The 23,171-nt window shown below is 72.1% G+C and carries 23 protein-coding genes; 9 read left to right on the forward strand and 14 right to left on the reverse strand.

What is annotated here, in order from left to right; translation table 11 throughout:
- Positions 1-277: 277 nt before the first annotated feature.
- The 3 genes from ACZ4TV_RS07325 to ACZ4TV_RS07335 all read right to left on the reverse strand — a co-directional run bounded on the left by ACZ4TV_RS07325 (position 278) and on the right by ACZ4TV_RS07335 (position 2,160).
- Entirely contained in the window at positions 278-481 is a 204-nt protein-coding gene (locus ACZ4TV_RS07325) for a hypothetical protein (protein ID WP_468131648.1), read from the reverse strand.
- A gap of 87 nt (positions 482-568) precedes the next feature.
- On the reverse strand, positions 569-1,411 hold the full coding sequence (locus ACZ4TV_RS07330) for a helix-turn-helix domain-containing protein (protein WP_468131650.1): 843 nt from the start codon (positions 1,409-1,411) through the stop codon (positions 569-571).
- Positions 1,408-2,160: a DUF6879 family protein gene (locus tag ACZ4TV_RS07335; protein WP_468131652.1), complete on the reverse strand. Its 753-nt coding sequence runs from the start codon at positions 2,158-2,160 to the stop codon at positions 1,408-1,410. The genes ACZ4TV_RS07330 and ACZ4TV_RS07335 overlap by 4 nt, the downstream gene beginning before the upstream one ends.
- 763 nt (positions 2,161-2,923) lie before the next feature.
- Between ACZ4TV_RS07335 and ACZ4TV_RS07340 the strand changes: the two genes are divergently transcribed.
- Complete coding sequence (locus ACZ4TV_RS07340) at positions 2,924-3,598, forward strand: pentapeptide repeat-containing protein (RefSeq protein ID WP_468131654.1); 675 nt, start codon at positions 2,924-2,926, stop codon at positions 3,596-3,598.
- A 324-nt stretch (positions 3,599-3,922) separates the two neighbouring features.
- On the opposite strand, the gene ACZ4TV_RS07345 is transcribed toward ACZ4TV_RS07340, so the two are convergent.
- From ACZ4TV_RS07345 to ACZ4TV_RS07355, 3 genes are read right to left on the reverse strand one after another with little or no spacing between them, the layout of a single operon-like run.
- Positions 3,923-4,426: a hypothetical protein gene (locus ACZ4TV_RS07345; RefSeq protein ID WP_468131656.1), complete on the reverse strand. Its 504-nt coding sequence runs from the start codon at positions 4,424-4,426 to the stop codon at positions 3,923-3,925.
- A 56-nt stretch (positions 4,427-4,482) separates the two neighbouring features.
- Complete coding sequence (locus ACZ4TV_RS07350; RefSeq protein ID WP_468131658.1) at positions 4,483-5,106, reverse strand: response regulator; 624 nt, start codon at positions 5,104-5,106, stop codon at positions 4,483-4,485.
- Entirely contained in the window at positions 5,103-6,266 is a 1,164-nt protein-coding gene (locus tag ACZ4TV_RS07355; protein ID WP_468131660.1) for a sensor histidine kinase, read from the reverse strand. The genes ACZ4TV_RS07350 and ACZ4TV_RS07355 overlap by 4 nt, the downstream gene beginning before the upstream one ends.
- Before the next feature lie 423 nt (positions 6,267-6,689).
- On the opposite strand from ACZ4TV_RS07355, the gene ACZ4TV_RS07360 reads away from it, so the two are divergent.
- Both ACZ4TV_RS07360 and ACZ4TV_RS07365 read left to right on the forward strand, forming a co-directional pair.
- A complete protein-coding gene (locus ACZ4TV_RS07360) occupies positions 6,690-7,247 on the forward strand; it encodes a GlcG/HbpS family heme-binding protein (RefSeq protein ID WP_468131662.1) in 558 nt (185 codons plus the stop codon).
- Between the two features lie 90 nt (positions 7,248-7,337).
- Entirely contained in the window at positions 7,338-8,747 is a 1,410-nt protein-coding gene (locus tag ACZ4TV_RS07365) for a M1 family metallopeptidase (RefSeq protein ID WP_468131664.1), read from the forward strand.
- 45 nt (positions 8,748-8,792) lie between these two features.
- On the opposite strand, the gene ACZ4TV_RS07370 is transcribed toward ACZ4TV_RS07365, so the two are convergent.
- Together ACZ4TV_RS07370 and ACZ4TV_RS07375 are read right to left on the reverse strand one after the other, a co-directional pair.
- Positions 8,793-9,314, reverse strand: coding sequence for a GNAT family N-acetyltransferase (locus ACZ4TV_RS07370; protein WP_468131666.1), 522 nt, complete (start codon positions 9,312-9,314; stop codon positions 8,793-8,795).
- Positions 9,315-9,412: 98 nt separating this feature from the next.
- Positions 9,413-9,988, reverse strand: coding sequence for a TerD family protein (locus ACZ4TV_RS07375; RefSeq protein WP_468131668.1), 576 nt, complete (start codon positions 9,986-9,988; stop codon positions 9,413-9,415).
- 164 nt (positions 9,989-10,152) lie between these two features.
- Between ACZ4TV_RS07375 and arfB the strand changes: the two genes are divergently transcribed.
- Complete coding sequence (gene arfB / locus ACZ4TV_RS07380; RefSeq protein WP_468131670.1) at positions 10,153-10,578, forward strand: alternative ribosome rescue aminoacyl-tRNA hydrolase ArfB; 426 nt, start codon at positions 10,153-10,155, stop codon at positions 10,576-10,578.
- A 128-nt stretch (positions 10,579-10,706) separates the two neighbouring features.
- On the opposite strand, the gene ACZ4TV_RS07385 is transcribed toward arfB, so the two are convergent.
- A complete protein-coding gene (locus ACZ4TV_RS07385) occupies positions 10,707-11,276 on the reverse strand; it encodes a flavin reductase family protein (protein ID WP_468131672.1) in 570 nt (189 codons plus the stop codon).
- Between the two features lie 311 nt (positions 11,277-11,587).
- On the opposite strand from ACZ4TV_RS07385, the gene cdgB reads away from it, so the two are divergent.
- Both cdgB and ACZ4TV_RS07395 read left to right on the forward strand, forming a co-directional pair.
- Positions 11,588-13,339: a diguanylate cyclase CdgB gene (gene cdgB, locus ACZ4TV_RS07390; RefSeq protein WP_468131674.1), complete on the forward strand. Its 1,752-nt coding sequence runs from the start codon at positions 11,588-11,590 to the stop codon at positions 13,337-13,339.
- Between the two features lie 68 nt (positions 13,340-13,407).
- Entirely contained in the window at positions 13,408-14,427 is a 1,020-nt protein-coding gene (locus ACZ4TV_RS07395; RefSeq protein ID WP_468131676.1) for a CBM35 domain-containing protein, read from the forward strand.
- A gap of 15 nt (positions 14,428-14,442) precedes the next feature.
- Here ACZ4TV_RS07395 and ACZ4TV_RS07400 read toward each other — a convergent pair whose 3' ends face one another.
- The 3 genes from ACZ4TV_RS07400 to ACZ4TV_RS07410 form a co-directional block, all read right to left on the reverse strand.
- Complete coding sequence (locus ACZ4TV_RS07400) at positions 14,443-15,366, reverse strand: 1-phosphofructokinase family hexose kinase (RefSeq protein WP_468131678.1); 924 nt, start codon at positions 15,364-15,366, stop codon at positions 14,443-14,445.
- A 182-nt stretch (positions 15,367-15,548) separates the two neighbouring features.
- Positions 15,549-16,700: an N-acetylglucosamine-6-phosphate deacetylase gene (nagA, locus tag ACZ4TV_RS07405; protein WP_468131680.1), complete on the reverse strand. Its 1,152-nt coding sequence runs from the start codon at positions 16,698-16,700 to the stop codon at positions 15,549-15,551.
- On the reverse strand, positions 16,700-17,632 hold the full coding sequence (locus tag ACZ4TV_RS07410; RefSeq protein ID WP_468132246.1) for an ROK family protein: 933 nt from the start codon (positions 17,630-17,632) through the stop codon (positions 16,700-16,702). Before ACZ4TV_RS07410 ends, nagA begins: the two co-directional genes overlap by 1 nt.
- A 174-nt stretch (positions 17,633-17,806) precedes the next feature.
- Between ACZ4TV_RS07410 and ACZ4TV_RS07415 the strand changes: the two genes are divergently transcribed.
- The 3 genes from ACZ4TV_RS07415 (at position 17,807) to otsB (ending at position 20,358) form a co-directional block, all read left to right on the forward strand.
- Positions 17,807-19,132 (forward strand): extracellular solute-binding protein, encoded by a 1,326-nt coding sequence (locus ACZ4TV_RS07415; RefSeq protein WP_468131682.1) that lies wholly within the window; start codon positions 17,807-17,809, stop codon positions 19,130-19,132.
- A 107-nt stretch (positions 19,133-19,239) separates the two neighbouring features.
- The gene (locus ACZ4TV_RS07420; RefSeq protein ID WP_468131684.1) at positions 19,240-19,476 is read left to right on the forward strand and encodes a DUF3263 domain-containing protein; all 237 of its coding nucleotides are present in this window, start codon (positions 19,240-19,242) and stop codon (positions 19,474-19,476) included.
- 33 nt (positions 19,477-19,509) lie between these two features.
- Entirely contained in the window at positions 19,510-20,358 is an 849-nt protein-coding gene (otsB, locus tag ACZ4TV_RS07425) for a trehalose-phosphatase (RefSeq protein WP_468131686.1), read from the forward strand.
- 224 nt (positions 20,359-20,582) lie between these two features.
- Here otsB and ACZ4TV_RS07430 read toward each other — a convergent pair whose 3' ends face one another.
- Both ACZ4TV_RS07430 and ACZ4TV_RS07435 read right to left on the reverse strand, forming a co-directional pair.
- Positions 20,583-22,043, reverse strand: coding sequence for an alpha,alpha-trehalose-phosphate synthase (UDP-forming) (locus ACZ4TV_RS07430; protein ID WP_468131688.1), 1,461 nt, complete (start codon positions 22,041-22,043; stop codon positions 20,583-20,585).
- Positions 22,044-22,089: 46 nt separating this feature from the next.
- Positions 22,090-23,148 (reverse strand): glucosyl-3-phosphoglycerate synthase, encoded by a 1,059-nt coding sequence (locus ACZ4TV_RS07435; RefSeq protein ID WP_468132248.1) that lies wholly within the window; start codon positions 23,146-23,148, stop codon positions 22,090-22,092.
- Positions 23,149-23,171: the final 23 nt, after the last annotated feature.

A 23,171-nucleotide genomic window follows, 5' to 3' on the forward strand; every position in this document is an offset into this window, starting at 1 on the left:
CTCCTTCTCGTGATGGATGAGTGGTGCTGTGGGCCGTCCCGGCTGGTCGGTGGATCGGCCACCGGGGCGGAGCCTGTGGGGTGGGTCAGTCGGACCCTGGGATGAGGGCCCTTGGCGTTCAGGTGCTCGATGCTCCCGGTGGCTGGGCGGTACTCCGGACAGACCTGCCGGCCGCACTCGCACGGACGCCATTTCAAGGCATTACCGGGACTCAGGTCCGGGCCGTCGAACCGCACCCAACCGGGTTCCGTACGGTTCGGGTGGCCGTCGCGTGCGCTCATGCGGTCCCCCGCTTCACGACCTGCCCCGGCTTCATGGCGACGTCGGGTCGGACACTGCCCAGCCTCACGAGCCGCGGGCCGGGCGGTGCCGGGTCGAGACCCAGCGAGGGGAGAACGATTCCAGCGACCATCAGCGATTCGCGCAGCGACTCCACGACCGTGCTCGGGGTCACTGTCTCCAGTTCGTGCGAGCTGTCCATGAGAGGGACGCTAGGGCCGGGGGCCCGGCCCCGTGGGGGCTGATTCGCGGGGATTCTCGGGCCGGTCCGCGATCTTCCGGCAGATTCTCAGGCAGCGTCGAGAGCCCGCCGGGCGCGGGCGATCACGCGGTGGGCGTCCGCGCCGTAGACCGCGGAGTCGGAGAGCGCCTGCCAGACCTTCCGGTACACGCCCACACTGTCCGCGTCGTCCAGCCAGAGTTCTGCGTGCCAGTCCTCCGCGATCACCAGGCGGTCGTCGTACAGCCAGAAACCGTTGGCCGGGGGGATCTTCAGGGAGGCGCCGAACGGGACGATGCCCAGGGAGACGGTGTCCAGCCCGAGGACGCCGGCCAGGCGGTCGAGCTGGGCTGCCAGCACGGGAGGAGGGCACACGAGCGCCCGGAGCGCGGCCTCCCACATGACGATGTGGAACGTGCGCCCCGGCTCGTACAGCATCTCCTGACGCTTCACGCGGGCCCGTACGGCTTCCTCGGTGTCCCGGACGGACTGGTGGAGGTCGGCATAGCGGGTGAAGACGTGGCGGGCGTACTCGGCGGTCTGGAGCATGCCCACGACCGTGGAGCCCTGCCAGACGTGGAACGTCCTCGTTCGTTCGTACTCGGCCGTCAGTGTGTCCTGGACCGGCTTGTGGCCCGCTGCGAGCTGTCTGCGCCACGCCCGGGACCGGGACTCCAGGCTTCGGAGCCGGGTGATCAGCTCCTCCGCCGCCTCCGGATGGTTGGTGGCGTTCGCCCATGCCAGTAGGTCGTCCGCCGTCGCGGTCTGGCGGCCGGTCTCCAGTTTGCTGATTTTGGACTGGGGCCAGCCGAGCAAGACCGCCAACTGGCGGCCCGTGAACCGCCGATCGGTGCGCAGCTCGCGCAGCCGCGCACCGAGGGCAACTCTTGCTTGTTGAAAGTCGGTGCTCACTCGGCGGACGGGACCTGTTCCGCGAACGTCTCGTACGGGATCGCGTGGTGCCACGCGGCGTCCCGGACCTGGCACGCGCGGGCCACCTCCACGGGGTCCGTGATCAGCTCGACGCCGGTCATCAGGTCTTCGTCATCGAAGTGGAGCCGGGCGATCACCCGGGAGTCGAAGAGCCAGAAGTCTTCGTCGGGGAGTTGCAGCGCTTCGGCATCGGAGCGCCACAGGTTGCGGATGTCCTCGCCCACCGAGCTGTTGCGGCGGGCGTTGTCGAGCAGGTAGCGCTGACCGGGGGTGGGCGGGTTGTCGGCGATCCGTACCCGCTCGAAGCGTTTGCCCAGGGCGGACTGTTCACGCCGGGACACGCACCAGGGGTCGTCCAGGTCCCAGCCGGCGTCCTCGCCCCGGACGAATCGCTGGTACGTCTCGGTCTCCTCGTCCGACTTGTAGCGACGCCGGGTCTCCAGACGCCAAGCCGTGTGCGCGAAGGTCCGGAACATCCCGGCGAACTCCTCGAAGCCGATCAGCACGGGCGTCCTCTCCACGTCCCTGGGAGCGAAGTCGGCCAGGAGCACGCGCGGGACGACCACGAACCCCTCCCCATCCTTGACGTTCCGGAGCTGGGCCACGTCTTGGGGGTCGGTCACGGCGTCGCCCTGGACCAGGACCTCCCCGGTGTCCAGATCCTCGTACAGGGTCGGGCATCCGTCGTTGCCGGAGTTGGTACCGATGAACCGGAGTCGCCGTGCCATTGCCGTTCTCCTCCGACGAGCGGACAAGTCCCGACCAGGATGGGGCGGGTTCAGGCTCCGTGTCCTGCGTGATTCGCAATGATTCTCGGGACGCGACGCAAAAGAGCCCCCTGGTCGCGCACTGAACTAGAACGGCGCAGCGCGGGTCGGGATGTAGGTGTCCTCCTCACCGACCCACACGGGGTGGATGCTCTGGCCACCCTCGACCACGTACGCGCGTCGGAGGATCAGGCCCAGTAGGTCCCGCCGCGACTCCAAGTTGCGGCCGTGCCCGGCTGACAGGGCCTCTATGTTCCTCCGGGTCCAGCAGCATGGACAGGTCGATGACGGGCTGGGGCAGCTTGGACAGGGCGTTCTCCACAGCCGCCAGTTGCTCCGAGACGCGGGAGCGGAGCCGTTCGTAGCGGGCGGGCCCCTCGGTGTCCTCGAACTCGCCGCTCCCAGCGGGCCTGTTCCAGGGCTTCCAGACGGGGTCGGAGGGTCTGGACCCTGCTGTCGAAATCGGTCCGCTCGGCGTCGTACTCCGGCGCGTAGGTCGTCAGCCAGCGCTGCGCGACGGCTTGGAGAAGGGGTCGTCCTCGTCAAGCGCCGAAAGCCTGGCGCAGGGGTGGCCGTGCGTTGATGCCCCGCACCGGTAATAGGAGCGCCGCGGAGGCTTGCGGCGGCTGCCCGCCATGGCGCATGGGGTCAGGCTGCGACCTCCAGTTCGGTTGAGGTCAAGAGGGGCGGGGTTGTTGTCAGTGCTGTCGGTCACGATGGGGGCATGGCGCGAAAAGGGCAGCAGCAGACGGTGAAGGCGGCGCGGAGGCCGGAGCTGCGGCTGCCGGAGCCGGCGGTGTGGGAGGGGGGTGAGCTGGAGCTGGACGGGGACTACGACGGGCTGGAGTTCGCGGATCTGGATCTGGCGGGGCAGGAGGGGGTCGGGTCCCGGTTCATGGACTGCGCGGTGCGGCGCTGTGCGCTGGACGAGGCGGGGCTGGCGAAGGCGCGGTTCCTGGACTCGGTGCTGGAGGGCGTCCGGGGGGTGGGGACGGACCTGTCGGGGGCCTCGTTGCGGGACGTGGAGCTGGTGGACGCCCGGCTGGGCGGGGTGCAGCTGCACGGGGCGGTGCTGGAGCGGGTGGTGGTGCGCGGGGGCAAGATCGACTACCTGAACCTGCGGAAGGCGCGGCTCAAGGACGTGGTCTTCGAGGGGTGCGTGCTGGTGGAGCCGGATTTTGGGGGCGCGGTGCTGGAGCGGGTGGAGTTCGGGGACAGCGTGGTCCGCGGGGCGGATTTCTCGGGGACGCGGATGGTGGATGTGGATCTGCGGGGCGTGGTGGAGCTGACGCTGGCCCGGGGGGTGGAGAGCTTGGCGGGGGCGGTGATCAGCCCGGCGCAGTTGCTGGACCTGGCTCCGGCGATGGCTGCGCAGCTGGGGGTGCGGGTGGTTCCGTAGCGGCGTGAGCTCGGGTGCGGCGCCGCTTCCTGGGGCTCCGCCCCGGGCCCCGCGCCTCAAACGCCGGCGGGGCTGAAAGAGCGGGGCTCCGCCCCGGGCCCCGCGCCTCAAACGCCGGCGGGGCTGAAAGAGCGGGGCTCCGCCCCGGACCCCGCGCCTCAAACGCCGGCGAGGCTGAAAGATCGGGGCTCCGCCCCGGACCCCGCGCCTCAAACGCCGGCGAGGCTGGGAGTGCGGCCAGGGCTGAAAGAGCGGGGCTCCGCCCCCGGCCCCGCGCCTCGAACGCCGGCGGGGCTGGATGTGCCGGCGGGGCTGGATGTGGGGTCAGGCTGGGACGCGGGGGAAGCGGGACTGGAGGGTCCAGATGGCTGGGTTGTCGGCGAGGCCGTCGTGCATGTCGACGAGGTCCGCGATGAGGTCGTGGAGGAAGTCGCGGGCCTCGCGGCGCAGCAGGCGGTGGCTGAAGGTCAGCGGGGGCTCTTCGGGCGGCATCCAGTCGGCCTCGATGTCGACCCAGCCGAAGCGGCGTTCGAAGAGCATCCGGTCCGTGGACTCGGTGAAGTCGAGTTCGGCGTACTGGCGGTTGGCGGAGCGGTTGCCGCGTGGGTCCTTGTCGAGCTGCTCGACGATGTCGCACAGGGCCCAGGCGAAGTCCAGGACGGGCACCCATCCCCAGGCTGTGGACACTTCCCGGTCCTTGTCGGTGTCGGCGAGGTAGACGTCCCCGCAGAACAGGTCGTGGCGCAGGGTGTGGACGTCCGCCGAGCGGTAGTCGGTCTGCGGGGGGTCCGGGAAGCGCCGGGAGAGGGAGTAGCCGATGTCGAGCACGTATCCGATGGTGTCATGCGCGCGTGGCTTCGGCGGACGGTGACCGCCGGGGCGGGTCAGGAGGGGAGGAGGCGTTGTTCCTTGGCGACCGAGACCGCGCCCGCGCGGGTGTCGACGCCGAGTTTGTCGTAGATGCGGCCCAGGTGGGTCTTGACCGTGGCTTCGCTGATGAACAGGGCGCGGGCGATGTCGCGGTTGCCGAGGCCGCGGGCCAGCTGACCGAGGATGTCCAGTTCGCGGTCGGTCAGGGTGGGGCGGGTGCCGCGCATGTGGGCCATCACGCGGCTGGCCACCGGCGCGGAGAGGGTGGTGCGGCCCTGGGCGGCCGAGTGGATGGCGGCGAAGAGTTCCTCGGGGCGTTCGGCCTTGAGGAGGTAGCCGGTGGCGCCCGCGCCGATCGCCCGGGTGATGTCCGCGTCGGTGTCGTACGTGGTGAGGACGAGGACGTGCGGCGGGTCGGGCAGGGCCGTGATGCGGCGGGTGGCTTCGACTCCGTCGATGCCCTCGCCGAGCTGGAGGTCCATCAGGACCACGTCGGGGCGGAGCTTGGCGGCCAGGGCGACCGCCTCCTCGCCGCTGCCCGCCTCGCCGAGGACCTCGATGTCCGGCTCGCTGCCGAGCAGGGCCAGGAGTCCGGCGCGGACCACCACGTGGTCGTCGCAGAGCAGGATCGTCGTCATGGGGCCGGCTCCAGGGGGATGGCCGCGGAGAGGACGGTGCCCTCGCCCGGCGTGGATTCGATCGTCAGGGTGCCGCCCAGCTGGCGGACGCGGGCCCGCATCGCCGGGAGGCCGTGTCCGCGTTCGGCGGCGGCGGTGCGGGGTGCGGTGAATCCCTGGCCGTCGTCGGCGATGTCCAGGACGACCTGGTCTCCCAGGAAGCTCAGGGTGAGTGCGGCCGTACGGGCGCCGGAGTGTTCGCGGACGTTGGCCAGTGCGCCCTGGGCTATGCGCAGCAGGGCGGACTGGACGCGGTCCGGGAGCGGGGCCGGGGTGCCTTCGAGGTGGAAGCGGACCTCGATGTCCGGGCCGGCGTCCAGGGCGCGCAGGGCGTCGGCGAGGCCGGCGCCGTCCGCGAGTTCGGAGGGGGCCAGGTCGTGGACGAGGCGGCGGGCCTCGGCGAGGCCGTGTGCGGCGATGCCGGTGGCGGTACGGACGTGCGCGCGGGCGGTGGCCGGGTCGGTGTCCCAGGTGCGGTCCGCGGCCTGGAGCAGCATCTGCTGGCTGGACAGGTTCTGGGCGAGGGTGTCGTGGATCTCCATGGACAGCCGCTGACGTTCGGCGAGGGTGCCTTCGCGGCGCTCGGTGGCGGCCAGTTCCCGGCGGGTGCGGATGAGGTCGTCGATCAGCGCCCGCTGGGCCTGGGCCTGGCGTTCCATGTGGACGAAGACGGCGGTGGCGAGGGCGGCGACGGCGGGCGGGGCCAGGAGCAGGTTGGGGTCGAAGGAGCTGGCCAGCTGGAGCTGGGCGATCACGACGAGGGTGGTGAGGAGGGCCACGAGGACGATGGCGGCGCGCGGGGGGAGGGTGCGCAGGGCGGTGAAGAAGAGCGGTACGGCGCACCAGGCGAAGCTCGGCGCGAGGACGACCAGCACCACCCAGGTGGTGACGACGAGGCCGAGCCAGAGGAGCCGGCGGGCGGTGGGGGCGGCGCCGAGTGCGGGGCCGAGTACGTAGAGCAGGGCGAGGGTGATGCTGAGGGCGATGATCCACGGGGTGCGGGGTTCGCCGGGGTGGCGCAGGAGGAAGCGGAGGAGGGAGGCGCCGAGGAGGAGGAAGAACGCGGTGTGCGCGACCGTGGCCAGGGTGCGGGTGTCTGGCTTGGTCGCGGGCTGGCTCACCGGGGGCTCCTGGGTCGGGGGCGTGCGTCCATTGTTGCCCGCGGCGCCGTGGCCGGGGCGCTGCCCCGGACCCCGCGCCTCAAACGCCGGCGGGGCTGGAGGGGGTGCGGCGGGGTTGGAAGATCGGGGCTCCGCCCCGGACCCCGCGCCTCAAACGCCGGCGGGGCTGGATGGGGTGCGGTCGGGCTGATGGGGGTGTGACCAGCCAATACCGCCGTGGAGTCGGTGTGCATCGGCCGATCGGATGACCCTCGGGTCAACCGGTGCGGTGGGCGGGGGGAGCCGGTACGGGGACGGGGTGGCCGGGGGTTCGGGCACAGGCTTGGAGCAGTGAAGGCCCCGGCCCGGACCGATCCGATCCGATCCGATGTCGATGCCGTCACCGCGTCCCGTGTCACCGTGTCACCGTTCTCAGGAGCAGAGATGAACACCCGCACCCGCGTTCTCACCGGTACCGCCCTCGCCGTCGCCCTGGGCGCCGGGACCTTCGGTGCCGTGAGCGCCAGCGCCACCCCTGCCGCCAACGTCGCCGCGGCCGCCGCTCCCGCGAAGAAGGACGAGGTGAGCGACAAGAACTTCACCACGACGACGCACCTCACCGTCGACGCCGCCACCCGCGCCGCCCAGGCCGTGCTCCAGGCCGCGCAGGCCGAGAACCAGAAGGTGACGGTCGCGGTCGTGGACCGCAACGGCAACACCATCGTCACCCTGCGCGGCGACGGCGCCGGTCCGCAGTCCTACGAGTCGGCGCAGCGCAAGGCCTACACCGCCGTGTCCTGGAACGCCCCCACCTCGGTGCTCGTGGGCCGCCTCGCCCAGGCCCCGAACCTGAAGGACATCCCCGGCACCCTCTTCCTCGGCGGCGGCACCCCGGTGCAGGCGAACGGCGCCCCCGTCGCGGGCATCGGTGTGGCCGGCGCCCCGAGCGGCGACCTGGACGAGAAGTTCGCCAAGGCCGGCGTCGACGCGCTGAGCAAGTGACGGCGTACGTCACGCGCCGGGTGAGCCGAGTGAGCCGAGTGAGCCGAGTGAGCCGCGTGGGCGACACGCGCACGACCTAGGATCGAGCGCGTGGATCACCGCGCGCTCTCCCGCCTCGCCGCCCCCGCCGTCGCCGGCCTGCTCGCCCTCACCACGGGGTGTACGGGAGGCACGGTGCAGGGGCGGCCGGGTGCGTCGGGGCTGCGCGACCCGTACTTCCCCAAGGCCGGCAACGGCGGCTACCAGGTCGACCACTACGCGCTGGACCTCGACTACGACCCCGCCGACGGGCAGTTGCGCGGTACGGCCGTCATCACCGCCCGCGCCGAACAGGAGCTCAGCTCCTTCAACCTCGATCTCAGCGGCCTGAAAGTCGAGGGCGTGACCGTCCAGGGCGAGGAGGCCCGGTACAACCGGACCGGCAACGAGCTGACCGTGCGCCCGGCCGAGGACCTGAAGGAGGGCGAGGTCTTCCGTACGGAGGTCGACTACGCCGGGAAGCCGAAGGCCCTCGCGGATCCGGACGGCTCCGAGGAGGGCTGGATCGCCACCGGGGACGGCGCGGTCGCCGTCGGCGAGCCGGTCGGTTCGATGACCTGGTTCCCCGGCAACCACCACCCCAGTGACAAGGCCGCGTACGACATCACGCTCACCGTCCCGCAGGGCTACGAGGCCGTGTCGAACGGCGAGTTGAGCTCCCGTACCGAAGTCGCGGACGGGCGGACCGAGTTCGCGTGGCACAGCCCCGAGCCGATGGCGAGCTATCTGGCCACCGCGGTCGTCGGCCCGTACAAGGTGACGCAGGGGAAGACCGCCTCGGGGATCCCGCTCTACAACGCCGTGGCACCCGGGGAGGCGGCCGCGAGCGCGGGTGCGCTCGCGCGGCTGCCGGAGATGGTGGAGTGGGGCGTCGGCCGGTTCGGCCCGTACCCCTTCAGCACGGCGGGGGCGATCGTGCTGCCCGCCGGGACCCTGGCCTACGCGCTGGAGACGCAGACCAAGCCCGTCTACCCGGGCGCGCCCGAGGAGGTGCTGGTGCTCCACGAGGTCGCCCACCAGTGGTTCGGCAACTCGGTCTCGCCGAAGTCCTGGAAGGACATGTGGCTCAACGAGGGCTTCGCGACCTACGCCGAGTGGCTGTGGTCCGAGGACCACGGAGGGAACACCGCGCAGGAGACCTTCGACGCCTATCTGGAGGGCGACGCGGACGTCGAGCCGGACGCCGACTCCGACTGGGACGCCTTCGCGCCGGCGGCCCCGCCCGGGCCCGAGGACATCTCGGAGAGGCCGGTGTACGTGCGGGGTGCGATGGTCCTGCACCGGATCCGCCAGGAGGTGGGTGACGAGAAGTTCTTCGCCCTGGTGCGCGGCTGGGCCGCCGACCACCGGCACGGGAACGCGAGTACGGCCGACTTCACGGCCTACGCGCAGGAGAAGACGGGGCACGACCTGAAGAAGGTCTGGGACGTCTGGCTGTACGGGAAGGCCCGGCCCGCGTAGCTCCGCCGTGCCCCGCCCCGTCGGCCCGCGTGGCTCCGCCGTTCGCTACGGGGCTTCGAGCGGTTTGCGCAGCACCGCGCAGGCGCGGCCCCGCTCGGTGTCCTCGCCCCGCCGCAGGAAGGCGTAGCCCTGGGCCTGCCAGAACGCGACGGCCTCGGGATTGTCGTCCAGTACGGCCACCCGTACGCCCGACCGCCCCGCTGCCCGGAAGCGGTCCTCGAGGAGGGCGGTGACGGCGGCCCCGTAGCCCTGGCGGTGCGCGGTGGAGTCGATGAGCAGCAGGCCGATCCACGGGTCCGGGTCGCCGGAGGCCGGGTCGGGGTGGTGTGCGCGGGTGCAGGCCAGGCCGACGAGGCGGCCTGCGGAGCGGGCCAAGAAGACCTCGGCGCCGTCGGCGAGTTCGCCTTCGAGTGCGCGGGCGACCTGTTCGACGGTGATGCGTGCCGGGTCGGGGAAGTCGCCGCTGATGTCGAAGTACGCGTGGTTCGTCGCGTAGAGCGCGGCGATCTCGGTCAGGACCGGGCCCGGCAGGGCGCCGTCCACGGGGACGAGCGGTTGGAGGATCACCTACCGAACGGTAGCGAAGCCCCCTCCCCGGACGGCCGGGAGGGGGCTTCGCCCGCGCTGGTGTCCGCCGACAGGATCCAGGTCCTGTCCCGGCGGACTCAGACGTTGACGCCGAAGTCCTGCGCGATGCCGGTGAGGCCGGAGGCGTAGCCCTGGCCGACCGCGCGGAACTTCCACTCGGCGCCGCTGCGGTAGAGCTCGCCGAAGACCATGGCGGTCTCGGTCGCCGCGTCCTCGGAGAGGTCGTAGCGGGCGATCTCGGCGCCACCGGCCTGGTTCACGACGCGGATGTACGCGTTGCGGACCTGGCCGAAGTTCTGGCTGCGGGCCTCGGCGTCGTAGATGGAGACCGGGAAGACGATCTTGTCCACGTCGGCCGGCAGACCGGCGAGGTTGACGTTGATGGCCTCGTCGTCGCCCGCGCCCTCGCCGGTGCGGTTGTCACCGGTGTGGACGATGGTCTGGTCCGGGGTGGACTTGTTGTTGAAGAAGACGAAGTGGCCGTCGGAGACGACCTTGCCCGTCGGGTTGACGGCGATGGCCGAGGCGTCGAGGTCGAAGTCGACTCCGGTCGTCGTGCGGACGTCCCAGCCGAGGCCGACCGTGACGGCAGTGAGGCCGGGGGCCTCCTTCGAGAGCGAGACGTTGCCGCCCTTGGACAGGCTGACAGCCATGGGAATGTCCCTTTCCTCATCCGACATGCACGTACAGGCGGCCAAAGTACCGCTGACTCCTATAACGCGGCGACAGGCCTCTCGGGTTCCCGTCGTGAAATGTGGGTGACGGGCGACGGTAAATGCGGGTGACGGGGGCGGGGCGGGGGCGGATCATAGGGGGCATGCCTGGTCCCTATGTCATCCGCGGTTCGGTCGTGCTCCCCGAGGGCGAGCTCGCCTGGCGCTTTTCGCGGTCCTCCGGGCCCGGCGGGCAGCACGTGAACACCTCGGACTCGCGCGTGGAGCTGCTGTTCGACCTGGTGGCCACGAAGGCGCTGCCCGAGGTGTGGAAGGAGCGGGCGCTGGAGCGGCTGGCGTCCCGCCTGGTGGACGGGGTCGTGACCGTACGGGCCTCCGAGCACCGCTCGCAGTTCCGCAATCGGGAGATGGCGCTGGTGCGGATGGCTTCGCTGCTGGCGGAGGCGACGGCGCCGCCGCCGAAGCAGCGGCGGGCGACGAAGATTCCGCGCGGGATCAATGAGCGGCGGCTGCGGGAGAAGAAGGCGCGGGCCGAGACGAAGCGGGGGCGTACCGGTCGGGACTGGTAGCCGTCGACGGGCGGGTGCGGCGCCGTTGCCGGGGGCGCTGCCCCCGGACCCCCGCGCCTCAAACGCCGGCGGGGCTGAAAGAGCGCCTCAAACGCCGGCGAGGCTGAAAGAGCGCTGAAACCGCTCGGCTACGAGGCCAAGTGGCGGTAGCGGCCGCGGAAGTACGTCAGGGGGGCCGCGTCCGGGTTCGGTAGGGCGGCCGTCAGGACGCGGCCGATGACCAGGGTGTGGTCGCCCGCCTCGACGCGGTTCTCCGTACGGCATTCCAGGGTGGCCAGGGCGCCGCTCAGCAGGGGCGCGCCGGAGGCCTCGCCGCGTACGTACGGGACGTCCGCGAAGAGCAGCCGGTCGCTGATGCGGCCCTTCATGGCGAAGCGGCCCGCGACCTGGAGCTGGTGGTCGGAGAGGACCGAGACCGCCCACACCGGCTGCTCCGCCAGCAGGTCGTCCATCCGGGAGCCCTCGCGCAGGCTCACCAGGACCAGGGGCGGATCCAGGGACACGGACATGAAGGCGGTCGCCGTCATGCCGACGTCCTCGCCGCGCGGGCCGTCCGCCGTCAGGGGGGTCTCGTGTGCGGTGATCAGGCACACGCCCGCCGCCAGCCGGGACATCGCGGTCCGGAACTCGTCGTTGCTCACTCCCTCAGCATGCGGGCTTGCGGGGGACGGGGTGGGTACGGGGGTCGTCTTCAGCACGCTGAAACGCTAATCTCGCCCTCCCCGCCGCACATCGGGCCCTGGTCGGAGTCGTGCCCCCGCCCCTTGGCCTAGGCCCGGGCGTATCGTTTGCCGCCGGGAATGCGGGGAGCGCTCCCAGCCGACGGGAGCACCGGCCCGGTCTCACCACCCAGCAGTATTCATCTCATGTGACTTGAGCCACAGAGAGCAAGATTTGTTGACCCTGTGTACCTGCGGCACAGCTCACTGTGATTCAGTGGACGGGACACCGCAACGAAACGCCGATGACAAACCTGGAGTTGCTGTCGAGGTCTCGGGGAGAGCGAGCAATGGAGACCGAGTCGGAGCCGTACGTCCGTCTTGCGACCCTGCGGCAGCTGCACCGGGTGGTGGCCGAGCTCAATACGGCCAGGAGCCTGGCGGACACTCTGCAGACCGTCGTGGACGGCATCGTCGTGGGCCTCGGCTACGAGCTCGCCTGTGTCAACCTCGTTCGCCCGGACGGTGATCTCGTCGTCGCCGCCTTCGCCGGAGACCCCGCCGCAGAGGCCCTCATCACCGGCCGCGTCGGCTCCCGCCCGTCCTGGGAACGCCGTCTGACGATGGGTGAGGACTGGGACGGGCTCCGGTTCATCCCGCACACCGAGGGCTGGATCCTCATGGAGGACGACGTCCCCCAGTGGCACACGGACGGCCCCGATCCACGCTTCGCGGACGAGTGGCATCCAGAGGACCGGCTCTACGCCCCCATGTATGCGTCCGGCGGGGAACTTCTAGGTGTCATTTCGGTGGACAGACCGCGCAATGGACGCCGGCCCGGCGCCTGGGGCCGCGAAGCGCTCCAGATGTACGCCTTTCAGGCGGCGATTGCGATCAGCAATGCCAGGCTCCGGGCGAACATGCAGCGCGCCCTCGTCCGGCTGGAGCGCGAGCAGCAGGCGCTGCGGGCCAGCGAGGAGTCCTTCCGCCAGGCCTTCGAGTACGCGCCCAGCGGCATGGCCATCGCCGAGATGGGCGGGGACCAGCACGGCCGGCTGCTGCGGACCAACGACGCGCTGTGCCGGCTGCTCGGCCGCCCGGCCTCCGTCCTGCGCCGCTACTCCTTCTCCGACCTGGTCCACCCCGAGGACATCGGCACCTTGCTGCGCACCTCCGCCGAGGGCGGCCGCGCCGAGCTGCGCCTCGGCCGGCGCGACGGCACGTATGTATGGGTCTCGCTGCGCAACTCCGTCGTCGCCGATGCCGCCGACGGGCCGCGGTTCCTGCTCACGCACGTCGAGGACATCGAGGAGCGCAAGCGCCACGAGCTCCAGCTCGCCCACCGCGCCAGCCACGACTCGCTGACCGGCCTGCCCAACAGCGCCGAACTGCGGTCCCGGCTCGGCGCGCGGCTGTGCCGCAGACCGCAGTCCGTACGGGCCACCGCGGTCGAGGCCCTGGACGCGGCCTTCGAGGGGCGCGAGGGGCACACGGGCGGCCACGCCGGGCATGCGGGGCACGACGGCCACGAGGTGCGGGTCGAGGCGGGTGGTGCCGGTGAGCACGGCTTTCAGGCCGACGGCCCCGACCGGTACGCAGGGGCCGACCCCTTCGAGTTCCCCGGGGCGCCGGCCGCCGCCACGGACGGCCCCTACGACCACCACGTGCACACGGTGGCGCCCGCGACCGAGATCGACGACGGGACGAAGGGGCTCGCGGTGCTCTTCTGCGACCTCGACGGCTTCAAGTCGATCAACGACCGGTTCGGCCACCACACGGGTGACGCGGTCCTGATCGAGGTCGCCCGGCGGCTGACGACGTGCGTCAGGGACGGTGACACCGTCGCTCGGCTGGGTGGTGATGAATTCGTCGTCCTGGCCGACGGCCTCGGTGCGACGGACGCCGCCGACCTCGCCGTCCGGCTGCGCAACGCGATCATCCCGCCGATCCGGGTGGACGGCCGTGCGGTGCGTGTCGGGGCCAGTTTCGGCATCGGCTGGGCCAGCTGCGGCATGTCGGCCGACGAGGTGCTGCGCTCCGCCGACCAGCGGATGTATATCGAGAAGCGGTCCCGCTCCAAGGCGCACCGCAGGGCCGGCTGAGGCGATCTGCCGCTCGTGGGTGCACGTGTTCGGGGTAGGCTCCCGGGGGTCGAAAGGAGTGACCTGCGATGACGACGCCCGCGAACAACGGCCCGCACGGTGGGGCGAACAAGCCCGAGGACGACGATCCGTTCGGCTATCTCTACGCGGACGGCCAGGCCGCGGGAGCCACACCGCCCGGTCAGGGCGGTGGATACGGCTATCCGGGGCCCGCGGCAGGCGGTCCTTCCGGCGGACAGCCCGGAGTTCCCCGTACCTCCCACCACCAGGTGCAGACGGTCGGCGAGCGCAGGAACGGCGGCGGCCAGCGCGGACCCCTCCCGCAGCAGCAGGGTCCCGCGCAGCAGCCCCCGTACCAGGCCCAGTACCAGGCCCCGGAAGCGCTCCAGGCGGGCGGCTACGGCGTTCCGCAGCAGCCCCAGCACCAGACCCAGACGATCGCGCGCTCCGGCGGCCACGGCGGCGGTGGCGGCGGCTCCAGCCGCAGGGGTCTGCTGATCGCCGCCGTCGCGGTGGTCGGCGCGGTCGCGATCGGCATCGGCGCGGCCCTGGCCTTCGGCGACAAGGGCAAGGACAAGGACAAGGCGGACGGCGGCGGCCAGCAGTCGGCGGCCCCGCAGAACCCGGCCAGCCCGGCCCCGAGCAGCCCGAAGCCGACCGAGGCCCAGCTGCCGAAGGGTGAGGCGGCCGGAGCGGGCATGTCCATCACGGGCGGTGCGGCCCTGGAGAGCACGGTGCCGGGGGCGAAGAGCTCGGGCGGCCAGTACGTCGGCAGGTTCAACCAGCACGGCGCGGCCGTGACCTGGGCCTTGGACGTCCCCAAGGCCGGCAAGTACAGGTTCTACGTGCGGTTCGGCATCCCGGGTGAGGACGCCAACGGCACCCTGACCGTCAACGGCAAGCCCAACGAGGCGCCGATCAGCATGCGCAACTTCGCCAAGTCGCCCAAGGGTGACTGGGAGAAGGGCTGGCAGACGACCTGGGGCCAGGTTTCCCTCGAAAAGGGCGCCAACACGATCAAGCTGTCGTGTGAGCCCGGCAACAGCTGCAACGTCAACATCGACCAGTTCTGGCTGGAGCAGTTCTGATCCCTGCGGCACCCCTCAGCCGGCTGTCGTGACCTTCACCGACCCCCGTACCTCCTCGTAGGTGCGGGGGTCGAATTCTCCCGCGACCGGGGCGAGGACGGTGGCCGCCGAGAGGGCGACCGCGCGGATGAGCCGGTCGGGCCAGTCCAGGCCCTCCACGAGGGCGGACAGCAGGCCGGCGACCGCGGAGTCGCCGGCTCCGGTGGGGTTGCCGGACAGCGGGTGCGGCGGGGCCGCCTGCCAGGTGCCCTCGGCGGTGGCGGCGAGCAGGCCGTCCGGGCCGAGCGAGGTGACCACCGCGTGGGCGCCGCGGCGGCGGGCGTCACGGGTGGCGGGGAGCGGGTCGCGGGACCCGGTGAGCTCGGCCAGCTCGGCGGCGTTCGGCTTGATGATCTCGGGGCGGGCGGCGACCCCGCGGCGCAGGGCCTCGCCGCTGGTGTCCAGGAGGACCGGGACCCCGGCCGCGCGCGCCGCCCGTACGAGCACCGCGTACGCGCCCACCGGCACGCCCGGCGGGAGGCTGCCGCACAGGGCCACGGCCCGGGCGCCGCGGAGGAGCTCCTCGTAGCGCGCGAGGAACCGCGACCACTCTGCGGGCGTGATCAGCGGGCCCGGCTCGTTGAACTGGGTGGTGTCGCCGGAGGTCTCGTCGACCACGGCCACGGTGCGGCGGGTGGCGCCCTCGCAGGCCATCAGGGCGTCCGCCACGCCCGGGGACCGCGCCGCCAGCAGCTCCCGTACGACGGAGCCGACCGGGCCGCCCGCGAAGCCGGTCGCCGTCACCTCGTGGCCGAGCGCGGCCAGGACGCGGCCGACGTTGATCCCCTTGCCGCCGGGGCGTTCGGTGAGGGCGGTGACCCGGTGCGAGGCGTGCGGAAGCAGCCGCGGCACGCGGTACGTGACGTCGAGTGCGGTGTTGAGCGTCACGGTCAGGATCATGGGCACCCCCGGGTCTGTTGCTGCCGGGATCATGCCAAAGACCAGGCGGTCGGCCCAGTCCTGGGGCCGACCGCCTGCGTACGTCCAGCCGCTTGGCCGTCAGAACAGCCGCGGAACAGCCGTCCGAGCAGCCGTCCGAGCAGCCGTCCGAGCAGTCGTCGGAGCAGCCGTCAGAAGACCGTTCAGACGGCCGGGCTGACGATCCATTCGCCGCGCCGCATGACGCCCTTGACGTCGAATCCGGCGTCCAGGACGACGAGGTCCGCGTACTTGCCGGGCTCCAGCGAGCCGATCTCGTCGTACAGGCCGATCAGCTTGGCCGGGTTGGCGGAGATCGCCTGGACCACGGACTCCACCGGCAGCTCGTCGAGGGTCACCGAGCGCTTGAAGGCGGTGTCCAGGGTCAGCGTCGAGCCGGCGATGGAGCCGCCCTCGACGAGCCGGGCCACGCCCTCCTTGACCTCGACCTCCAGCGGGCCGAGGTGGTAGGTCCCGTCGCCGAAGCCGGCCGCGTCCATCGCGTCGGTGATCAGCGCCACGCGGTGGGCGCCCGCGTGGTGGAAGGCCAGTTCCAGCGCCGCCGGGTGCAGGTGGGTGCCGTCGTTGATCAGCTCGACGGTGATCCGCTCGTCCTCCAGCAGTGCGGCGATCGGGCCGGGCTCGCGGTGCGCGAGGCCCGGCATCGCGTTGAAGAGGTGGGTGGCCACGGTCGCGCCCGCGTCGATGGCGGCGCGCGTCTGCTCGTACGTGGCGTCCGTGTGCCCGATCGCGGCGATGACCCCGTGTTCGGCCAGCAGCCGTACGGAGTCCAGGCCGCCCGGCAGTTCGGTGGCCAGCGTGAACATGCGGGCGGCGCCGTGCGCGGCGTCGATCAGCTTGCGGACCTCGGCCGGGTCGGGGTCGCGGAGCAGGTCCTCCTTGTGCGCGCCCTTGCGGCAGGGGTTGATGAACGGCCCCTCGAAGTGGATGCCGGCGATCTCGCCCTGCTGGGTGAGCTCGGCGAGCAGCCCGGCGCGCCGGGCCAGTTCGTCCAGGTCACCGGTGACGGTGGAGGCGACCAGGGTGGTGGTGCCGTGCTCGCGGTGGGTGCGGACGCCCCGCAGGACGTCCTCGGCGGTGCCGGAGGTGAAGGAGGCGCCGCCCCCTCCGTGGTTGTGCATGTCGACGAAGCCGGGGACGATCCAGTGCCCGGACAGGTCGACGGTCCGCGAGCCCTCGTGGGCGCTGCCGGCGATGCGGTCGCCGTCGACGATGAGCCTGCCGTTGGTCACGGTTCCGGTGGGCAGCACCACCCTGGCGCCGGAGAGAACGGTGCTGTGCGCGCTTCCGGACATCAGGCAGGTACCTCCGTGGCGAGTAGGTCCCAGGCGAGCAGCCCTGCGCCCAGGCATCCGGCGGTGTCCCCGAGGGCCGCCGGCACGATGTGGGGGAGCCGCTGGAAGGTCACGCGCTCCTCCACGGCCGTGCGTAGTGGTGTGAACAAGGTTTCCCCGGCCTCGGCGAGCCCGCCACCGATGATCACCGTGCGCGGGTCCAGCAGGGTGATCGCGGTGACCAGTCCGTCGGCGAGGGCGCCGACGGCGGCCAGCCAGACCTCCCGGGCGCGCGGGTCGCCGGATTCGACGGCCTTGGCACAGTGCGCGGCGTCGGCGTCGGGATCGCCGCAGGCGGCCGCCCAGGCGCGGCTGACGGCGGAGGCGGAGGCGAGGGTCTCCAGGCAGCCGCGCTGGCCGCAGCCGCAGGCGGGGCCGCCGGGGCGTACCACGATGTGCCCGATCTCGCCCGCGTAGCCGTGGGCGCCGGCCTCGATGCGGCCGACGATGCCGATGGCGCCGGCGATGCCGGTGCCCAGCGGGACGAAGAGGAAGCGGTCGGCGCCCCGGCCGGCGCCGATGCGGCCTTCGGCGAGTCCGCCCGTGCGCACGTCGTGGCCGAGGGCCACCGGGATGCCGCCGAGGCGGCTGCTGAGCAGGGCGCGCATCGGTACCTCGCGCCAGCCCAGGTTCGCCGCGTAGACGGCGATCCCGTTCTCGGCGTCGACGATGCCGGGGACGGCGACTCCGGCGGCCGAGGCGGCCCGTCCGAAGCGTTCCCGGCCGGTGTCGAGCAGCTCGGCGGCGAAGTCCTGGATCGTCTCGACGACGGCGTCGGGGCCCCGCTCGCGGCCGGTGGCGCGGCGCGCTTCGTGGAGCAGGGTGCCGTCGTCGGCGACGAGGGCGGCCTTCATCCCGGTGCCGCCCACATCGAGGGCGATGACGTGTTTCACGGGTTTCACAGGGACAGTCTCGCGTGCTCGGCGGGGAAAGGTCTAGTCCAGTGGTGGGGATTGTTGAGTGGCCATACAAATGCGGGGCACAGGTCCCGAGCCCGATGTGGACGAGCCGCCAAAGTGGTGTAGACCTGTGGTGTAGACCTTACGTGGATCGTACGTACAACGAGGGTGGATCGAAGAACTGTGAAGGGCCGTTACCAGAGCCTGGCCGCGTCCGGCGCCGCACTGTGCCTGACTGCCGTGACGCTGACGGGCTGCGGAGCCCTCGGCGGGCTCACCGGAGAGAACGAGGTGACCCTGCGGGTCGTGGCGGCCGACTACGGGGACAATCCGCAGAACTCCTCGGCGGCCTACTGGCAGGATCTCGCCGACGGCTTCGAGCGGGCCAACCCCGGGATCCACGTCGAGGTCAGCGTCTACTCCTGGTCCGAGGTCGATGCCAAGGTCGCCGCGATGGTCAAGGCCGGCAAGGCCCCCGACATCGCGCAGATCGGCGCCTACGCCGACTACGCGGCCGCCGGAAAGCTCTACACGGCGGAAGAGCTGCTCTCGGTGAAGACCGAGGCCGACTTCCTCGGACCGCTCGCGGACGCGGGCAAGGTCAAGCACGTCCAGTACGGGCTGCCCTTCGTGGCCAGCACCCGGCTGCTCTTCTACAACGAGAAGCTGCTGGCCGACGCGGGCGTGCTCGCGAAGGACGCCAAGGGCGGCTGGCAGCCGAAGAGCTGGGCGGACCTGGAGGCGGCCGCGAAGAAGCTCAAGGGCGCGGGCGTGCCCACCCCCTTCGCGCTGCCGCTGGGCCCCGAGGAGGCGCAGGCCGAGACGATGATGTGGATGCTGTCGGGCGGGGGCGGCTACACCGACAACGAAGAGGCGTACTCCATCGACTCCGCCGACAACGTCAAGGCGCTGGAGTTCCTGCGCGACAAGATGGTCGGCCAGGGGCTGACCGGACCGGTCGAGCCGGGGAAGCTGGACCGGCAGGCCGCCTTCGACGCCTTCGCCAAGGGCGAGGTCGGCATGCTCAACGGGCACCCGTCGCTGGTGAAGCAGGCCGAGGCCAAGGGCGTGAAGCTCGGCATGGTGCCGCTGCCGACGTCCGACGGGACCGACCAGCCGGCGATGGGCGTCGCGGACTGGGTCATGGCCTTCAAGAACGGACACCGCGGGCAGTCCGGGAAGTTCCTCGACCACCTGTACCAGCCGCAGAACGTGACCGCCTTCGCCGAGAAGTACGACCTGCTGCCGGCCACCACGAGCGGCTTCCAGGCGAGGCAGGCCGCGGCGGGCGCAGGGGGCGGCGCGGCGCCGCGGCTGGCGCCCTTCCTGGCGGCGCTGCCCGGCTCGCGGCTGTACCCGGTGGGCAAGAAGTCCTGGGCGGGCGTCAGCCAGGACATCAAGCAGAACATCGGCAAGACCGTCCAGCCGGGCGGGCAGCCGGCGAAGGTGCTGGAGGAGATCGCCACGGCGGCGCGGGCGGCGGACCCGCGGTAGCGCTGCGCCGGCCGGAGCGGGTGGTGCGGCCGGTGCGGATGGTGTGGCCGGCGCCGCCCGCTGACAGCGGTGGGGCCGCTGTCAGCGGGCGGCGTTAATCTTGCGGTATGACGGACGAGGGGCGGTTGACGGCCACGGAGGCCGCGGTGCTCGCGTACGAAGGACGCACCTGGGCCGGGCCCGGAGCCAAGGAACGCGCGATCCGGGAAGGGCTGGGGATGACCCCCGTCCGCTACTACCAGCTGCTCAACGCGCTGATGGACGACCCGCGGGCGCTGGCCCACGCTCCCGGCACGGTCAACCGGCTGCGACGGATCCGCGAGGCGCAGCGGGCCAGGCGATAGCCGTCGTCCGGCCGGGCCGTTAGGGTCGTCCGTATGGGGAGCCATCCGCACGACTTGCCGATGCCCGTCACCGCAGCCGGACGCGAGGGACTCGAAGCCCTGCTCCGCGCACCCCGCCGGTCCGTGATCGCCCTGGACTTCGACGGCACCCTCGCCGACATCGTCCCGGACCCGGACCAGGCCCGAGCCCACACCGGAGCCGTTCTCGCCCTGTCGGCACTCGCGCCCGAGGTGGCGTCGGTGGCCGTGATCACCGGGCGACCGGCGGGCGTCGCCGTCCGCTACGGGGGCTTCGCCGGAATCTCCGGACTGGAACACCTGGTCGTCCTCGGCCACTACGGCGCCGAGCGCTGGGACGCCGTCACCGGAATCGTCCACGCCCCCGCCGAGCATCCCGGTGTGGCGGCGGTACGGGCCGAGCTGCCCGGGTTCCTGGAGTCGATCGGGGCCTGGCGGGGCACCTGGATCGAGGAGAAGGGCCGGGCGCTGGCCGTCCACACCCGGCGGGCGGAGGATCCGGCGGCGGCCTTCGCGGCCCTGCGGGAACCCTTGGCCGAGCTGGCGGCGCGGCACGGGCTGATGGTCGAGCCGGGCCGGGCGGTCCTGGAGCTGCGGCCCCCCGGCATGGACAAGGGCGTCGCCCTGACGGAGTTCCTGGCGGAGCGGGACGCGGAGGCGGTGCTGTACGCGGGGGACGACCTGGGTGACCTGGCGGCGTACTCGGCGGTCGAGAAGCGGCGGGCGGAGGGGGTGCCGGGGCTGCTGGTGTGCAGTGGCTCTGACGAGGTGCCGGAGCTGGCCTCCCGCGCCGATCTCGTCGTGGACGGCCCGGCCGAGGTCGTAGCCCTCCTGGCAGCCCTGGCCACCGCCCTTCGCCCCTGACCATTCAGCCTCGGCAATTTCAGCCCCTCCGGCGTTTGAGGAGCGGGGTCTGGGGCGGAGCCCCGGGAAACGGACCTGAGCGTTCGCTGCCGGGCTCAGCGCCGCTGCGGGGGCCAGCCCCCGAACCCCCGCTCCTCAAACGCCGGAGGGGCTGGAATTGCCGCCGGAGGGGCTGGAATTGCCGCCGGCGAGGCTGGAATTGCCGCCGGCGAGGCTGAAAGAAATCAGGCGTCGAGGTCGGTCAGTTGGGTCTTGAACCACTGGGCCGGGGGGAGGGCGGTGGCGGCCGCCGCCAGGCGTTTCGTGCGTTCCGCACGTTCACCCTCCGGCATGGCCAGCGCCGCGTGCAACGCCTCCGCCGTCTGCGTGACGTCGTACGGGTTCACGGTCAGCGCGTCCTGGCGGAGCTCCTCGTACGCCCCCGCCCCGGTGGACAGCACCAGCACGCACCCCGCCTCCGACACCACCGGGATCTCCTTCGCCACCAGGTTCATCCCGTCCCGCACCGGATTCACCAGCGCCACGTCCGCCATCCGGTACGCCGCCAGCGAGCGCGCGAAGTCGTCCTTCACCGACACGTGCACCGGCCGCCAGTCCGCCGTGCCGAACTCCGCGTTCACGGCCTCCGCCAGCTCCCGCACCGACTCCGTGTACGCCCGGTACACCGCCAGGTCCTGCCGCGACGGGTACGCCGACGCCAGGTGCACCACCCGGCCCCGCCACTGCGGATACGTCCTCAGCAGCTCCCGGTACGCCAGCAGCCCCCGCAGGACGTTCTTCGACAGCTCCGTCCGGTCCACCCGGACGATCGTCTTCAGGCCCGCCACCTCCGCCCGCAGTTCCGCCAGCTTCTCGTCCACCTGCGGCCGGTGCGCCAGCGTCCGCAGCTCGTCCGCGTCGACCCCGAGGGGGTACCGGGTCACCTCGGTGAACCCTTTCTCCCCGTACCGGCTCCCGTCCGCGGTCATCCTGCGGTGGTGCACCCCGCTCTGGCCGTCCCGGGGGAAGAACGCGGACGCGACGCCGCGCGCGTCGTCCATGGTGGCGCCGCTGATGAAGTTGGCCGCCCACCGCGAGGTGTGGAAGCCCAGCCGGTCGGCCCCGAGCATCCCCCACACCAGCTGGCTGCGGATGTCGTCCGGGAGCATGTCGAGGAACTCCCCCGACGCCCACGGCGTGTGCGTGAAGTGCCCGATCCGCAGGTCCGGCCGCAGCTCGCGCAACTGCCCCGGCACCAGCGCCAGGTGGTAGTCCTGCACCAGGACGCGGGCGCCCTGCGCCGCCTCCTGTGCCAGCGCCGTCGCGAAGGCCCGGTTGTACTCCACGTACGAGGCCCACTGCCGCCGGAACTCCGCGTCGAAGACCGGGGTGCGCGGGCTGTCGTACAGGTGGTGGTGGGTGAACCACAGCACCGAGTTCGCGATGCCGTTGTACGCGTCGTCGTACACCGTGGGATCGATGTCCAGCATGCGGACGCCCGGCTCGGCCACTCCCCGGCGGACCGCCTCCCGGTCCGCCTCCGACAGCGCCGCGCAGATCCACACCGCGTCCGGCTGCTCCGCGAGGGCCGCCGAGAGCCCGGAGACGAGACCGCCCCCGCCGCGCCGGGCACTGAGCGTGCCCTCGGCGGAGAGGGCGTAGGAGAGCGGGCCGCGGTTCGCTGCAACGAGTACCTGAGAAGCCATGCGGCCAACCTAGCCCGGCCCGCAGTCGCTCAAACGTGCTCCCTCGTCACGCCACGCGGCGCAGTGCGTACTCCCGGACGCCCAGCATCGGCGGCCGCTCCTCGGTGTCCACCGGGTACGTCCGCGGTACGAATCCCTCCGGCCCGCGTTCGAACTGCGTCAGCTCCGGCCGTACGAGGTGCCCGCGCGAGAGCCGCACCTGGGCCGTGCGGTAGATCGCCGCGGCCATCCGGCCCAGCGCCTGCCCGTCCTGGTGGCGGTGGCGCCGTACGCCCACGTCCACCTGGGCCAGCGCGTCCAGCCCGACCGTGTGCAGGGCGTCGACCAGCAGGCCCAGCTCGACGCCGTACCCGACGGGGAAGGGCAGCCGCTCCAGCAGGGAGCGGCGTACGGCGTACTCGCCCCCCAGCGGCTGTACGAAGCCGGCCAGCTGCGGCCAGTGCAGGTTGAGCAGCGGGCGCGCCACCAGCTCGGTCACCCGCCCGCCCTGGCCCGGAGTCTTGCCGGAGGCGAGCGAATCAGGTGCTGTGCCGGAGGCGAGCGAATCAGGCGCTGTGCCGGAGGCGAGCGAATCAGGTGCTGTGCCGGAGGCGAGCGAGTCGAATTCCGTACCGAGCGGGCGGTCGTACATCGCCTTGACGAACTGCACGTCCGGTTCCGTCAGCAGCGGCCCGACGATCCCCGAGACGAAGGCGGCCGAGAAGTCCCGCAGGTCGGCGTCGACGAAGCAGACGATGTCCCCGGTCGTGGCTAGCAGCGAGCGCCACAGCACCTCGCCCTTGCCGGGCAGCGCCGGGATCCTCGGGAGTATCTCGTCGCGGTGCACCACCCGGGCGCCGGCTTTCGCCGCGACCTCCGCGGTCCGGTCGGTCGAGCCCGAGTCGATCACGACCAGTTCGTCCACCAGGGGGACGGGCAGCCCCTCGATCAGCTCACGCCGGATCACCTCGACGATCGCGCCGACCGTCGCCTCCTCGTCGAGCGCGGGCAGCACCACGCTGACCGTGGTACCGGCCGCCCGTTTCCGGTCGAGCAGCTGGTCGAGCGGTCGGTCGGCGGCGGACCAGGAGCGGTCGGCCAGCCATCGCTCCACCTCTTCCAGCACCCTCAGTACTCCCTGCTCGTCGG

Source organism: Streptomyces sp. NPDC028910, assembly GCF_055564955.1.

Excerpts from the sequence above, each read along its gene's own strand:
- ACZ4TV_RS07325 (WP_468131648.1), bottom strand. The coding sequence starts at position 481 with ATGGACAGCTCGCACGAACTGGAGACAGTGACCCCGAGCACGGTCGTG.
- ACZ4TV_RS07335 (WP_468131652.1), bottom strand. The coding sequence starts at position 2,160 with ATGGCACGGCGACTCCGGTTCATCGGTACCAACTCCGGCAACGACGGA.
- ACZ4TV_RS07340 (WP_468131654.1), top strand. The coding sequence starts at position 2,924 with ATGGCGCGAAAAGGGCAGCAGCAGACGGTGAAGGCGGCGCGGAGGCCG.
- ACZ4TV_RS07350 (WP_468131658.1), bottom strand. The coding sequence starts at position 5,106 with ATGACGACGATCCTGCTCTGCGACGACCACGTGGTGGTCCGCGCCGGA.
- ACZ4TV_RS07360 (WP_468131662.1), top strand. The coding sequence starts at position 6,690 with ATGAACACCCGCACCCGCGTTCTCACCGGTACCGCCCTCGCCGTCGCC.
- ACZ4TV_RS07375 (WP_468131668.1), bottom strand. The coding sequence starts at position 9,988 with ATGGCTGTCAGCCTGTCCAAGGGCGGCAACGTCTCGCTCTCGAAGGAG.
- arfB (WP_468131670.1), top strand. The coding sequence starts at position 10,153 with ATGCCTGGTCCCTATGTCATCCGCGGTTCGGTCGTGCTCCCCGAGGGC.
- cdgB (WP_468131674.1), top strand. The coding sequence starts at position 11,588 with ATGGAGACCGAGTCGGAGCCGTACGTCCGTCTTGCGACCCTGCGGCAG.
- ACZ4TV_RS07395 (WP_468131676.1), top strand. The coding sequence starts at position 13,408 with ATGACGACGCCCGCGAACAACGGCCCGCACGGTGGGGCGAACAAGCCC.
- ACZ4TV_RS07400 (WP_468131678.1), bottom strand. The coding sequence starts at position 15,366 with ATGATCCTGACCGTGACGCTCAACACCGCACTCGACGTCACGTACCGC.
- nagA (WP_468131680.1), bottom strand. The coding sequence starts at position 16,700 with ATGTCCGGAAGCGCGCACAGCACCGTTCTCTCCGGCGCCAGGGTGGTG.
- ACZ4TV_RS07420 (WP_468131684.1), top strand. The coding sequence starts at position 19,240 with ATGACGGACGAGGGGCGGTTGACGGCCACGGAGGCCGCGGTGCTCGCG.
- otsB (WP_468131686.1), top strand. The coding sequence starts at position 19,510 with ATGGGGAGCCATCCGCACGACTTGCCGATGCCCGTCACCGCAGCCGGA.
- ACZ4TV_RS07430 (WP_468131688.1), bottom strand. The coding sequence starts at position 22,043 with ATGGCTTCTCAGGTACTCGTTGCAGCGAACCGCGGCCCGCTCTCCTAC.